The sequence below is a fragment of the Nostoc sp. genome (assembly GCF_036917575.1).
Classification (GTDB): domain Bacteria; phylum Cyanobacteriota; class Cyanobacteriia; order Cyanobacteriales; family Nostocaceae; genus Nostoc.
On the sequence record NZ_JBALDC010000089.1, the window covers coordinates 1 to 12,961 of the forward strand.

The 12,961-nt window shown below is 41.6% G+C and carries 12 protein-coding genes and 1 riboswitch; of the genes, 5 read left to right on the plus strand and 7 right to left on the minus strand.

Annotated features, from left to right (window positions below; all coding sequences use genetic code 11):
- Positions 1 to 67: 67 nt before the first annotated feature.
- A complete protein-coding gene (locus V7K79_RS25770; RefSeq protein ID WP_335051722.1) occupies positions 68 to 454 on the minus strand; it encodes a hypothetical protein in 387 nt (128 codons plus the stop codon).
- A gap of 642 nt (positions 455 to 1,096) precedes the next feature.
- Positions 1,097 to 1,180, plus strand: a riboswitch (adenosylcobalamin-variant (AdoCbl-variant) riboswitch).
- A gap of 60 nt (positions 1,181 to 1,240) precedes the next feature.
- Here V7K79_RS25770 and cobG point away from each other — a divergent pair.
- The 3 genes from cobG (at position 1,241) to V7K79_RS25785 (ending at position 4,131) form a co-directional block, all read left to right on the plus strand.
- Positions 1,241 to 2,731 (plus strand): precorrin-3B synthase, encoded by a 1,491-nt coding sequence (gene cobG, locus V7K79_RS25775; protein ID WP_335051724.1) that lies wholly within the window; start codon positions 1,241 to 1,243, stop codon positions 2,729 to 2,731.
- 66 nt (positions 2,732 to 2,797) lie between these two features.
- The gene (locus V7K79_RS25780) at positions 2,798 to 3,424 is read left to right on the plus strand and encodes a precorrin-8X methylmutase (RefSeq protein WP_335051726.1); all 627 of its coding nucleotides are present in this window, start codon (positions 2,798 to 2,800) and stop codon (positions 3,422 to 3,424) included.
- A gap of 2 nt (positions 3,425 to 3,426) precedes the next feature.
- Positions 3,427 to 4,131 (plus strand): precorrin-2 C(20)-methyltransferase, encoded by a 705-nt coding sequence (locus V7K79_RS25785; RefSeq protein ID WP_335051728.1) that lies wholly within the window; start codon positions 3,427 to 3,429, stop codon positions 4,129 to 4,131.
- A 346-nt stretch (positions 4,132 to 4,477) separates the two neighbouring features.
- On the opposite strand, the gene V7K79_RS25790 is transcribed toward V7K79_RS25785, so the two are convergent.
- The 4 genes from V7K79_RS25790 to V7K79_RS25805 form a co-directional block, all read right to left on the minus strand.
- On the minus strand, positions 4,478 to 5,164 hold the full coding sequence (locus V7K79_RS25790; protein ID WP_335051730.1) for a PHP domain-containing protein: 687 nt from the start codon (positions 5,162 to 5,164) through the stop codon (positions 4,478 to 4,480).
- Between the two features lie 455 nt (positions 5,165 to 5,619).
- The gene (locus tag V7K79_RS25795; RefSeq protein WP_335051731.1) at positions 5,620 to 6,756 is read right to left on the minus strand and encodes an AIR synthase related protein; all 1,137 of its coding nucleotides are present in this window, start codon (positions 6,754 to 6,756) and stop codon (positions 5,620 to 5,622) included.
- A gap of 79 nt (positions 6,757 to 6,835) precedes the next feature.
- Positions 6,836 to 7,042: a hypothetical protein gene (locus V7K79_RS25800; protein WP_334914787.1), complete on the minus strand. Its 207-nt coding sequence runs from the start codon at positions 7,040 to 7,042 to the stop codon at positions 6,836 to 6,838.
- A gap of 261 nt (positions 7,043 to 7,303) precedes the next feature.
- Positions 7,304 to 7,906, minus strand: coding sequence for a superoxide dismutase (locus tag V7K79_RS25805; RefSeq protein ID WP_335051734.1), 603 nt, complete (start codon positions 7,904 to 7,906; stop codon positions 7,304 to 7,306).
- Positions 7,907 to 8,667: 761 nt separating this feature from the next.
- Here V7K79_RS25805 and V7K79_RS25810 point away from each other — a divergent pair.
- Positions 8,668 to 9,060: a hypothetical protein gene (locus V7K79_RS25810; RefSeq protein WP_335051736.1), complete on the plus strand. Its 393-nt coding sequence runs from the start codon at positions 8,668 to 8,670 to the stop codon at positions 9,058 to 9,060.
- Positions 9,061 to 9,338: 278 nt separating this feature from the next.
- Here V7K79_RS25810 and V7K79_RS25815 read toward each other — a convergent pair whose 3' ends face one another.
- Entirely contained in the window at positions 9,339 to 10,943 is a 1,605-nt protein-coding gene (locus V7K79_RS25815) for a bifunctional pantoate--beta-alanine ligase/(d)CMP kinase (protein WP_335051738.1), read from the minus strand.
- Between the two features lie 64 nt (positions 10,944 to 11,007).
- Between V7K79_RS25815 and V7K79_RS25820 the strand changes: the two genes are divergently transcribed.
- Positions 11,008 to 11,148: a hypothetical protein gene (locus V7K79_RS25820; protein WP_335051740.1), complete on the plus strand. Its 141-nt coding sequence runs from the start codon at positions 11,008 to 11,010 to the stop codon at positions 11,146 to 11,148.
- Between the two features lie 36 nt (positions 11,149 to 11,184).
- Here the strand turns inward: V7K79_RS25820 and V7K79_RS25825 are convergent, their stop codons facing one another.
- The gene (locus V7K79_RS25825; protein WP_335051742.1) at positions 11,185 to 12,288 is read right to left on the minus strand and encodes a septal ring lytic transglycosylase RlpA family protein; all 1,104 of its coding nucleotides are present in this window, start codon (positions 12,286 to 12,288) and stop codon (positions 11,185 to 11,187) included.
- Between the last annotated feature and the right edge of the window lie 673 nt (positions 12,289 to 12,961).

A 12,961-nucleotide genomic window follows, 5' to 3' on the forward strand; every position in this document is an offset into this window, starting at 1 on the left:
GTGCTTATCAGACATATAAGCCTTTAAGTTGGTTACATTCTGATGATCTAAGCATTCGGTAAATTGTTCAAGTTATTTTTACATGATGCCTAAGCACGACACCATGAGTAGGACAGATTGGTATTGTCGCTCCGACAATGCGGCGATACCAAACGTAGTCTCCTTGAGGACATATATATTTTTGAGAAGATATTGCTTGACCTTTACCTGGAAGTGGCTCAAAACCCTTTGATACCTGCTTCTCACTAAGAAACTCCGCTATCCAATTGCGAGTGTCTGCCTGACTTTTCAAGATTTCTAAAATCTGCTTATCGACTTCCTGTCCAGCTTTAGCTTGTGCTAATAGTTCAGCCAATTGTTTGTCTACTTGAACCGCATCATTTCCTAAAAGTTCTGGAAGAAAAGGACGAATTGAATGGCCACCCTCCAGAATGTCGTCAGGTTCAAACGTCACAGCTGAAACCTTATTATGTAATATTAATACCTAATTTTTTAGTTATACACTGAAACAGACTAACGCAGTTAATTTTCCAACACTGATGCAGTCTATACCACTATTACTCAGGTTTTACCTTTTACATAAATAAACACATTGCCGCTATCAAGAATGCAACATTTAATTTGTGAAGTCCTTTAATAGCAGACTTTTTCAGAGAATAAAATAAACGACCATTAAAATGTGAATTTTCTGGTTTTGCGACCTCAATTTGTGAAAAGTTTGAAAATATCTAGTCAATTTTGATCAATCATATAAATGAATAAAAACCTTGTAGAGCAAGGTTTTTGCAAGTTAAAGTTAGCGACATTAATTTGTTAAGTAACGACATTTAATTTGTGAATATACAGTCCGAAAAAACTTCAACTTAGACGGCCTAACTTTTTCTAAAGCAAGTTTTGCAGCAAAAAGGCTCAAGCATTCCTGCCTGAGCCATGACTAAATTTAATTTATAGACTAGCTTCCAGAGCTATATCTTTCGATTGGTAGTTCGGTAGTGGATAAACTCAGGTAAAATTTCTGGCTTTAGTAATGTAAGATGATTATCTGGATGATGTCTGGTTGAAATCTCTAACCAAAACAAAGTCTAAATTACTAAAGCTGAGAATTGGGAAACTCCGGTGAAATTCCGGGACTGTGCCGCAGCTGTGATGGGATTACCCAAGTCAGAATGCCAACTCTCAGGATTCCTCAAGACACACTCACCGTCTACTCCCTGCGTTGCACAGGGAAGGAGTTCTAAGTTTGCTTTCTGGATTTACCACTTGTCCTGGCTTGTTTTATGCCACACCCGCCGCAGATGGTATATTATCTCGCATAAGAATACCAGGTGGAATTATTAGTAGCCAGCAGTGCCGTGCGATCGCAGATATAGCAGAACAGCACGGTGGCGGCTATATAGATGTGACTAATCGAGCTAATCTACAAGTTCGTGAAATCCGCACTGGAATAAATGCTGAGGTTCTGAAGTACCTACAAAATATGGGATTGGGTTCTGACAATAGTGTTGTAGACCAAATCCGCAATATTATGACCAGTCCAACTGCTGGTATCGATCCCCAAGAATTAATCGACACTCGCCCTTTTGTCCAAGGTTGGGATGATTATATTGCAGCACATCCAGCGCTTTCGGGACTGTCGGCCAAATTTAGCGTTTGCTTTGATGGCGGTGGGATAATTCAGGTGAGCGATCGCTTGAATGATATCGCCTTTGCAGCTGTCTTAGTTAAGGATAATGTTTACTTTCGCCTCTATCTGAGTGTCGGCGATAAGGGGCAACCGCCTAGCGATACAGGGATTTTGTTACCACCAGAGGAATGTTTGCCCGTTTTGGCAGCCTTGGCAAATGTCTATCTAGCTTATAGTCATACTTCGAGTAAACGGCGGCTACGTTTGAGAGAGTTATTGAATACTTTGGGTTGTGAAAATTATCTCCAGGAAGTTCAACAGCGTTTACCTTTTTCTCTTTTATACATTGAAATAAAAAAAGACTTACTCCCCCAGCAAGGCAAGGCAGAGAAATATCATTATATTGGCATCCATCCCCAACGTCAGCAAGGCTTATTTTACATTGGTGTTGTCTTGCCTCTTGGTCGATTGGAAAGTAGACAGATGCGGGGTTTAGCAGATTTAGCAGCGAAATATGGTAGTGGAACTCTTAGGTTAACGCCTTGGCAAAATTTGCTGCTTACAGATATTCCTCAGCAATGGGTTGCTGATGTCCAAAGTGAAGTTGCTTTCTTAGGATTAAATTCCTCTGCAACCAACATCAAGAGTGGGTTAGTTGCCTGTTCTGGAAAAAAGGGTTGCGCCGCTTCTGCTACGGATACCAAAAGTCATGCGTTGACATTGGCAAAGTATCTTGAAACTCGCGTTACTCTCGATTACCCAGTTAATATCCACTTCACTGGCTGCGAAAAATCTTGTGCCCAACATAGCAAGAGTGATATTACTCTGCTTGGTGTCAGCATCAATGCAGACAATGAAACTGTAGAGAGGTATCACATTTATGTTGGTAACAGCAACCATAAATTCGGACGCGAACTATATCAATATGTAACTTTTACCAAACTACCTGCATTAATAGAGCAGATGCTATATGTATATAAAATTCAACGCTTAAATTCTGATGAGTCCTTTGGGGAATTTGCTAATCGATATCCACTGACACAATTACAGCAATTGTTTAATATTATTCCTCAATCATTCGTGAATAACAAGATTCCTAACTTTTGAGAGAAGTCGGCAGTCTAAGCCTTTCGATTTTTATAGCTCAATCCCTAATTTAAAATCCCAAATTTAATGCCCAATTATATCCGAGATGCCAACGAAATTTACCGTAATTCCTTTGCAATCATCCGGTCAGAAGCAAACTTAGATATATTGCCACCGGATGTAGCAAAAGTTGCTGTGCGTCTAATTCATGCCTGTGGAATGACGGATATTGTCACTGACTTGGGATATTCACCAACAGCAGTACAATCCGCAAGAGCAGCATTAGCCGCAGGTGCGCCAATTCTGTGCGATTGCCGGATGGTTGCCGATGGTGTCACCAGACGGCGGTTGTCTGCAAACAATCAAGTTATCTGTACCCTAAATGAGCCAGAAGTGCCAAAACTTGCCCAAAGTATGGGTACTACAAGGTCGGCAGCAGCTCTAGAATTATGGCGATCGCACCTCGAAGGCTCAGTAATCGCAATTGGCAATGCGCCCACAGCCCTGTTTAGGTTGTTAGAAATGCTCGATGCAGGAGCGCCCAAACCTGCGATTATCTTGGGCTTTCCAGTGGGGTTTGTCGGTGCAGCAGAATCGAAAGCCGCACTGGCAGCAGACAGCAGAAATGTACCATTTTTAACCTTACACGGTCGGCGCGGTGGAAGTGCGATCGCGGCAGCAGCAGTTAACGCCCTGGCAACGGAGGAAGAATGAATATGCAATCCAAAGGTCGTCTCTATGGAATTGGTGTCGGCCCAGGCGATCCCGAACTATTGACCCTGAAAGCGCTGCGGTTATTACGTGCGGCTCCTGTGGTAGCTTATCAATCAGCCACAAATAAAGAAAGTATTGCTAGAGCGATCGTGGCGCAGTATCTTCCTGGCAATCAAATCGAGGTGCTATTTCACCTCCCCCGCGCTTTAGAACCAGAAAAGGCAAAGTCTATTTATGACCAGGAAATTGAACCAATCGCCGATCATTTAGCAGCAGGTCGAGATGTTGTGGTGCTATGTGAGGGCGATCCATTTTTCTATGGTTCATTTATGTACCTGTTCACGCGGTTATGCGATCAGTACCAAACAGAAGTTGTCCCTGGAGTTTCTTCGCTGATGGCTTGTCCGGTAGCTTTGGGTGTACCTTTCACCTACTACACCGATATTCTCACCGTCCTACCAGCACCATTACCAGCAGAAGAATTGACTACACATCTGCTGATGACCGATGCAGCAGCAATTATGAAATTAGGTCGTCACTTTCCTAAAGTACGAGATATCCTGCATAAATTAGGGTTAGCATCACGGGCAAGATATATTGAACGGGCATCAACATCACAGCAACGCATCGTACCCTTAGATGAAGTTAATCCAGATGAAGTACCCTATTTCTCAATGATTGTGATTCCTACCAAGAATCGACTATAGTCTTTTGATGAATATCGAAAATCTTACAACAGTTTTGTTTTGCATGAAGTAGAAAGTTACGGGTTTTGAGGCAGGAGGCAGGAGGTAGAAATGATGTTGAGTCTTGCATTTTGTACCTCATTTCCTTGCAAACTACTGTAAATAAGCTAATGCGCGAAAAGAATTGTACCTTTTTGCATTCAGATCGTCCTAAGTCAATTGGTGATCTGGACTTTGAAATACAAATGACTAATGACCAATGACCAATGACAACTCTCACGACTAAATATACAAATTAAATGCGTAACAGCTTAGAATAACCTCCTGGCAGATTGAACCAGGAGAGTTGAAAAAAATGGATTCATCTTTACAAGCGTTGTAGCAGACTTAAACCGTGGCTATCAGTACCACAGGTATTGAAAAGAAAGTATTCATCAGCTAACTTTTGCACTTGTTCTGATTCCAAGGTGCTGGGTTTCCAGGGGTTAGGGTTATTGTAAGCGTAGAAAGTTTCCACACCATCGATCCCATTTTGCGCCGCAGCTGGAATTAAATCAAAAAGCGATCGCTTATAACGAGCTGGATGAGCCAGAACTGCTAATCCCCCAGCTTCATGAATAGCCGCAATCACGTTACTTGCCTGATATTCTTGGCCTGTAGTTGCCTTTCTTTGCAGATAAGGTTTCATACTAGGGTGTTCTGTTGCAAAAGCATAAGCCAAAATGTGAACTTCTATATTTAAAAGGTTGGCATTGATTTCTACGCCACTCCACAGGTAAGGAATGCTTACATTAGGATTATTCCACTTCCAATCTTCTAACCAAGCAAGGGCCGCTTGATAGCCGATAATACCATGATGATCGGTAATGGCTAAACCTTTTAGCCCAATAGTCATCGCCTGCTCGATCAATGCATTTGGCTGCAACCTTCCATCCGAGTGGACAGTGTGCATGTGAAAGTTGAATAACTTTGGACAACTATGTGCATCAATGTTACGGAATACTTGCTTCAAAAGTTCTGCCGAAGCTGTAGTACGGGCCAAATTTACAACCATAACCCCCCTGAAGAAAAATATATTTTCTTAACACACCAAAACACCACATCTTTAGATGAGAAAGAACCAACACTAAAAATTAGTATCAGCTGCTACTTTCTCAGCTTTCTCAGCAAATTTTTCAATATGTTAAGACTACGTTAGCAAATCTTAATCTCAGTAGTCATGGGTAGTTTGAACTACTTTAATTTTAAGTAGTGATAAATATTACATTTAAATTTTAATAAATATGCTTCTAGTATTTGTGTAAATGACTTATAAAATAATGCTTTTATAGAGTAATTATCTCTAATAAGTCTGAAATACTAAATAGTTTTGGGTATAGAAAATGCTATTTATATCAATAATTACGTGTTTTTTCTCACCCATAATGACTTTAGCGTAGGCGAGCATTTACCGCAGGTATCGGCTAAGTGAGTCTACACTTTGAGAAAACTAGTACAGTGCGGCGTCCATTATACCCCTCGCGCAATTCCAAAAGAGTCTCCCTTCAAAGTGACTCCAAGGGGTTCTACCACTACCTCGCGGGAAACAGACGCTTCAACTCTGCCGGCAATCACAGCCGAAAGTTGATGTTCTCTTGCAAGTAGAACAATTCTCTCTGCATCCTGTTTAGACTCTGTATAGAATGCGAATCCTGCACCGTAATTGAACACTGAAAGCATCGTCTCAGCCCCACCTTCAAGATGACTCTCAACAAATGTAAATATCTCTGGTACTGGCAGTATCGTTTCAATGACATACCGAAGCGGCTTCACCGACCTCATCAGTTTTTGCCAGCCATGACCAGTGATATTTTCCATCGCCGTGGGACGAATTCCCTCACTAAGCACGCCCTGTACAAACGGTGTATAAAGATACGACGCAGCATTCATTGCTTCCCAGAACTCCTGCCCACTTGGGAGTTTTGTTCTATAACCATCAGGGAGCGACTCAGCAAGCTTTCGCAACGGGGTAAAGCCGTTCTCATGGGGGCCAGAACTTTCGACGAGAACAATAGTATTGCCGACATCCAGACGCGAACTATCAATGGGAGCGACACCAGCCGGCATAACCCCAAAAACCGAGCCGGCGATGTCGAGCCGCCCTGGAATCATCTTAGTTTTTAGTTGAGGAGTTTCGCCTGAAAGATAGACACATCCTACTCGTTTGCATCCTTCAACGACTCCATCCAGAAACCCATCAAGAAAAGCAGGGGTAAAAATTGTTTCAGGAGTACTCGACGGCAGATAAAGACCGAGAAGTATAGTCTGCATACCTGAAGTTGCAGCATCGTTAGTCAGACACGAAATGATCTTGACACCAATATTCCACCAGAATCGTCGAAGTTCTTCTTCAGAAAGGTCGTCAGGGCGGGTATCGTCTGCTGTGCCCAGTCCTTCCGGGACAAGCGTCATCGAAAGTTCTCTAGCCCCCACCTCCAAAAACGGAGCGAGGTTGAAGCTAAAAGCGTTAGCGCTTGCTCCCAGACCTGACGCGGGCACGATGCCGTAAGCGCTTGCAAAGCCAAGTGTGCGTTTTGCGGCATCGATAAAGCGTCGTTTTGCAGCATCGAGAGTATCATAATCGACTTGATCGAGAGCTTGAGCCATCAGGTTACGTTTTAAGTTAGAAGTTAAGAGTTAGCAGTTAAAAGTTAAGAAAACTCATAACTCATAACTTTAAAATACCTCAAAATACCTCATCTTCAATACCGCGCCACCATTCCCCCAAATTCATCAAGTCTTGATAAATATCTTCTAATTCTTTGATGTAGACATCATTTGTCAGGGTAGCTCGACGCTCTTGCAATTTCTTGAGGCGTAGTTGTATCAATACCCAAGGTTTAGAGATGCTATTTGTTGCTTCGATATATTGCGCTAGTTCTTTGCTATCCATATATTTTATATTTTGATTTTCATGTCACCACTCTTATTTAGGCGATGTCTGTCCGACTACTGGAAAACAGAAAAGGGAGAAATTAAAAAGAACTTCTCCCTTTACTATTGGGCTTTCTGCTTCAAATTTTGTAAATTAACTTATTACTTCTACTTTACATAGTCTGGCACAAGCGGAGTAGACGTATTTAGCTTTGCCATTCTCAAAAGGTAAGAAGCAGTTTACTAAGAGGCATCGCACTCAGTTCAAAACCGAAATTAATTAAGCTTTAGCCAAGTTTTCAGCAGCAAAGTCCCAGTTTGCTAAGTTGTCTAGGAAGTTCTTAATGAACGCTGGACGGGCGTTTTTAAAATCAATGTAGTAGGCGTGTTCCCAAACATCCAAGGTTAGGAGTGCTTTCTGACCATGAGCTAAGGGATTTTCTGCATTCGGTGTTTTGATCACTTTCAGCGTACCACCATCATCGATCAGCCAAGACCACCCGCTACCGAATTGAGTTGCAGCCGCGTTAGAGAACTCTTCTTTGAATTTGTCAAGGCTACCAAAATCTTTATCGATTTTGGCTGCGAGTTCACCAGTGGGTGTGCCACCACCTTGTGGTTTCAAGGAATTCCAGAAAAAAGTGTGGTTCCAAACTTGGGCAGCGTTGTTGAAGATTCCCGTTTTCGAGGAGTCTTTAAAGGAAATTTTGATCACCTCTTCCAGAGACTTATCAGCAAGTTCTGTACCTTCAGTCAGCTTGTTAAGATTGTCTACATAAGCTTTATGATGCTTACCATAGTGATACTCGAAAGTTTCAGCTTTCATGCCGTAAGGCTCTAGAGCATCCTTTTCAAAGGGCAGTGGGGGCTGTACAAATGCCATTGTGTCATCCTCTCTTTATCGGTTTCCATTTTTAAGCTATTGCAGAAGCTTGGAAATTAATAGCTTTATTTTCAAGAGTTTTATGTCTTTGATCGTGGAACATAAAACTTAACATCGTCATTCTACTACCAAAGTGAAACGAAAAACAAAGTCTTTCTCTAATAAGTTAAATCGCTCGTATGCAATCACTACAAATAAAAATGGCTAATATTTCATATCTAAAGACATATATTACAATCTGATTTGAAACACATCAATCGCAAAGCTTATGTTTTGGAATTCTCTTATAATTAGCAGACTTCTTAGTTCAGAAATAATTCAGGAGTGCGATGACAATTGGTATTAAGTAATTAAAAGCAGCAATTAAAGCTTTGAAACTTCTACCTGTAGTAAGATTAATTGTTATTTAGATAATCAGTCTAAGGCTGGATGAATTAATTTGAAAAGAAGTTACTAATTAAAATAATTGGCTAAATTTTGGCACTGTCTCTGGGTGCAGGAAATCTAGAGTTAGGAAGGCAGGGCAGAGCAGTCGCATCATATCAATAAAGTTATTTCATTATCAATAAACTCCAAAACCATCTGATTAATCTCTGCTTCTTGACAAAGATTTTGGAGATTGTCTTGAGGCTTAGAAAATTAAATAAAACAGTAAATACTGTTTTTTTCGTTGATTCTTAACCTTGGTTATGAGAAAGAAGTATAATTTGGATGCGTTTGTTTTAGAGTCTGCCCTCTTTACAAAGCACAAAAAGAAACTAATGAAACACTTTACCCTGTTTACTTTTCTGTATCTAGTAGCGGGAGTTTGCTTAACGGCGATCGCACTTGGGCATCCTGACATCACTCCAAACCATAAAATAACCCTGCTAATTAATGCTGGACTGTTATACCTTGTCGCCGTCCTTAGTACCTTTCGATTTTGGCGACAAGGCTTGATAAGCAGGCAAGAGAGACTGCGCGATAAACCTGCTTGGGATCGGAATTTTTACATAATTTTATTTTTACTGATCATTGGATTGACGCTTTTTATAGCGATACCTGACTTGGTGAATCACAACTGGGCAATAGAGGCGATCGCCAGAGTATCTGTCGCGCCATTGGTCATTCTGACAAGTATAGAACAACTCTTAATTAGAAGCCAAAATCGGTAATAATCCAATACGCTTGGGTTAAGGCTAAAATTCTTTGCTAAAATCAATTTTTTTAACAAACTGCTAAGAACGCGTAGACACGAAGTGGCTTCTCGCAGGGTAGGACGCAAAGAGAATAAAGAAATGCTTAACTAAACTGTATTGGGCAATAATCCCGATTACAGGTATTTTTTTTATTAGTGACCAGAAGAGTACAACTAAAAGTGGGAGACAAGGTGACAGCAGCAGAGATTGATTAAATGGTTGTTTTCTTGTCTCCTTGCTCTCTTTGATGACTACTACTCAGATAGACGTTGCTGGTAGTAGTTAACAATTTTTGCCGTGACTTCAGACACGTCCAAACCATCAGTTTGCACTTCGATCGCATCTGCTGCTTTTTGCAAAGGTGAAACTTTGCGTGTACTATCTTTCCAGTCACGTTCAGCAATATCGTGTTCCAGCTGCTCTAAACTCACTTCAGGTTGACCTTGGGTGTTAAAGTCTTGCTGACGGCGACGGGCGCGTTCACTCACAGAAGCGGTTAAGAAGATTTTCACTTCGGCATCGGGGAATACGTGAGTACCAATATCCCGACCTTCAGCAACTAAACCACCTTTTTTGCCCCATTTTTGCTGTTGTTTAACCAGTGCTTGACGGACTGCGCTTTGTGCCGCGATCGCCGATACTTGAGATGTTACCTCAATTGTACGAATTGCCTGGGTAACATCAGTGCCGTCAATCCAAACCCGCACGGACAATTGTAAATCCTGGGTGGGAGTAAGTTCAATTTTACACTGATTAGTTAATTCGGCGATCGCACACTCATCCTCAATAGCAATCTTCTTTTGCAATACTAACCAAGTGACAGCACGGTACATCGCTCCTGTATCTAAATACACTAAACTCAGGTTTGCTGCCACTTGCCGCGCCACTGTGGATTTTCCAGCACCAGCTGGGCCATCAATAGCGATAATAGGTTGACGATCGCGCAATATGATGTTGTCAATCAAACGTGTAGCACCAAAACGAGCTGCGATCGCCAACATTCCTTCCTCCTCAAGTTTTTCTAAAGACATCAACGTAGTCGGTTCAACCAATTCAATATATTCCACACAGTCCGTGCTGACCATTGCCACTTCTTGCTGTACCACTGCTATCAACTTGTTACTATTGCGATCGCCTGCAATGAATGCAGCTTGGGCTCGTCGCAAGCCTCGATATAACACCGCTGCTTGCTCTTTTACCGTTGCCGTCAAATATTGATTGCGAGAACTCAAAGCAAGACCCGACGCTTCCCGTACTGTTGAACAAGCAACAATTTCTACTGGCAAATTTAAGTCAGCTACTAAGCGTTTAATAATTGCTAGTTGCTGACCATCCTTTTCACCAAAGTAGGCACGGTCAGGCTGTACCAAGTTGAAAAGTTTGGTAACAATCGTAGCGACACCCTGAAAGTGACCTTGCCGAGAACGACCACACAAGCCTGTTATCATAGCAGATGGCGGGATAACTTGTGTAACCTTTGATTCTTGTATACTCTTCTGAGAAACTGCCATCTCTTCCGGAGTCGGTGCAAAAATGGCATCAACCCCAGCTTGTTCGCAAAGTTTTTGGTCTTGCTCTAAAGTGCGAGGATAGCGTTGATAATCCTCGTTAGGAGCAAATTGCAAGGGATTGACGAAAATACTCACAATCACCGTCGAATTTTCTTGCCGCGCCCGTTGAATCAAGCTTAAATGACCTTGATGCAAATTTCCCATCGTTGGCACCAGACCGACTGCCGTCTGATACCAAGCAGTCATCTCATCTAATCTCAGATCCTCAGTAACTGCAATCAGCTTGTTTTCTGAGCAGTGTTTAGTTAAATAGCAGCGTAAAGCTGCGACTGTTGTCAGCAGGCGCACAAAAATACCCCTAGTTCTTATCGATCCCTCCCCCGTTAGTTTATATCTGAAATAGAGGGAAGAGTTGATTGAACTAGGGGTATTGTTATGGGGATTGGGGATTGGGGATTGGGGATTGGGGATTGGGGATTGGGGATTGGGGATTGGGGATTGGGGATTGGGGATTGGGGATTGGGGATTGGGTATTGAAAATACTTTTTCCTAGTCCCTAGTCTCTAATCCCCAGTCCCCAGTCCCTAGATTATTTCCCCAAAACTTCAATATTTACTGGTGCAACACCACTGCCCATCATTCCCAAAATCCGAGCCGCCCCGGCAGACACGTCAATGATTCGACCACGAATGTATGGGCCGCGGTCATTAATCCGCAACACTACAGAACGACCGTTGCGGGTGTTAGTTACACGCACTTGCGTACCAAAAGGTAAGCTACGATGGGCGGCAGTCATTTCTTCTGGATTGAATCTCTGTCCGCTAGCAGTACGATTTCCAGAACCGTCATAACCGTAATAAGAAGCCATGCCGATTAAGGTGGCTCGTATTACACCGACGGCAATCTGTTGAGGTAGCTTTGGTATCGATACTGGTAGACGTACTGGTAAATTAGCAATTTCTTTTAAGGGAGATGCATTGCCTAGTAGCCTCCGCAGGCGATTGGTTGCTTGCAACGCATCTTGCGCTAGATCGTTGGTGGTACCTGCTAATCGCGTACCTTGGTTGATTTCTACCAACTCTTCGTCATTAATTTTGATTACATAGCGATCGCCATCTTCTTGGACAGGGAGGCTTTTGTTTTGCGCTTGATTGGCAGTAGATTTTTCCCCTGCTTTCCAACTGACGGTAATCTTACTCGCGTCCACGTTTTCCCGATTCAACTGGTTAATCTTAGCTGCTATTACACTAGCTATCTCAACCGGGTCATCGTCAACGGAGCTAATCTGGTTACTCCCATCTGTTACGTTCCCAGTATTTAATGCATTTAATGAATTGCTACTAATAAGGGCGTACCCTTGTACGCCCTCAGTATTGCCAATTGCACCAACTTTCTTAGTTTCAAAATTCGTATTTGATACAGAACTTAAAAAAGTGAGAACAGGTATATTTCTGATAAAAAGGGTTGCCGCCTTACGTCCTTTAATGTTGTGAGGATGAATTTCTGTAATCACAGCATCCAAGGTTTGTTTCCCTGCTGTTGATTGGTACTCTCCCACCTTAACGACATCAGGGGCGGGTGATTTTTGGGATGCTAGCGCATTTCCCTTGATGGTTTGAGTGCAACCGACTGAGGGTAATCCCAAAACAGCCATAAACAGGGTAACAATAGTCCACAAATGTCTTTGATTCATGCGTCCGTTTTTGAAAGCGACTGTAGAAGTTAAGTTTTATAACTTGCGGGATTTTTCATTGATGAAAATGATTTCCCTATTTGAAAAACTCGAACTCGTTCCGTTTTCACTTTGGTTTTTTATAACTGCAACAGACTAACATGAACCTTTTGGCTTGGGGATCAGGGTTTTAGCGTAACTATTGCCCGCTTTCTCAAATTCCAATTCCAATTTGAAGGGCGAAACCTTTCTCAAAAGCGGACTTTGACTATGTAACGCTTTTTTGTGTAAGTCAAAAATTTCTTCAAAAAACTTTATATCTATTTCAGGTCAAAGTGACGATACCCTATTCACATAAGTTGTAAAGGCTCACAAATACTCGTGTATTTTAGATTACATACATTTTTGCTATCTGCTTTCAGTAGCTAATATAACTTTAATTAAATGTCATCCGCATAAATACTTTAAATTATTTATTTAAGGAAATATTCAGATTTGACTAAGAATAAGTTGTGATCGGAGTTACATCTTAAATAGTTATGCAAATTAGTTTGAGTCTAATATCTTTTTTCAAAGTTTTTTCTAGTTACATCAATATTACTTTTATTTTCCACAACTAGACTAATGTTTGTGATAAATATAACTCTACGATACAGTATTACTGAGTATAAAAAAAGGGTAATACTCAAGTTAA

Coding starts and splice junctions, on each gene's coding strand:
- V7K79_RS25810 (WP_335051736.1), top strand. CDS start 8,668: ATGAAACACTTTACCCTGTTTACTTTTCTGTATCTAGTAGCGGGAGTT.
- V7K79_RS25805 (WP_335051734.1), bottom strand. CDS start 7,906: ATGGCATTTGTACAGCCCCCACTGCCCTTTGAAAAGGATGCTCTAGAG.
- V7K79_RS25785 (WP_335051728.1), top strand. CDS start 3,427: ATGCAATCCAAAGGTCGTCTCTATGGAATTGGTGTCGGCCCAGGCGAT.
- V7K79_RS25825 (WP_335051742.1), bottom strand. CDS start 12,288: ATGAATCAAAGACATTTGTGGACTATTGTTACCCTGTTTATGGCTGTT.
- V7K79_RS25795 (WP_335051731.1), bottom strand. CDS start 6,756: ATGGCTCAAGCTCTCGATCAAGTCGATTATGATACTCTCGATGCTGCA.
- V7K79_RS25780 (WP_335051726.1), top strand. CDS start 2,798: ATGCCCAATTATATCCGAGATGCCAACGAAATTTACCGTAATTCCTTT.
- V7K79_RS25800 (WP_334914787.1), bottom strand. CDS start 7,042: ATGGATAGCAAAGAACTAGCGCAATATATCGAAGCAACAAATAGCATC.
- V7K79_RS25790 (WP_335051730.1), bottom strand. CDS start 5,164: ATGGTTGTAAATTTGGCCCGTACTACAGCTTCGGCAGAACTTTTGAAG.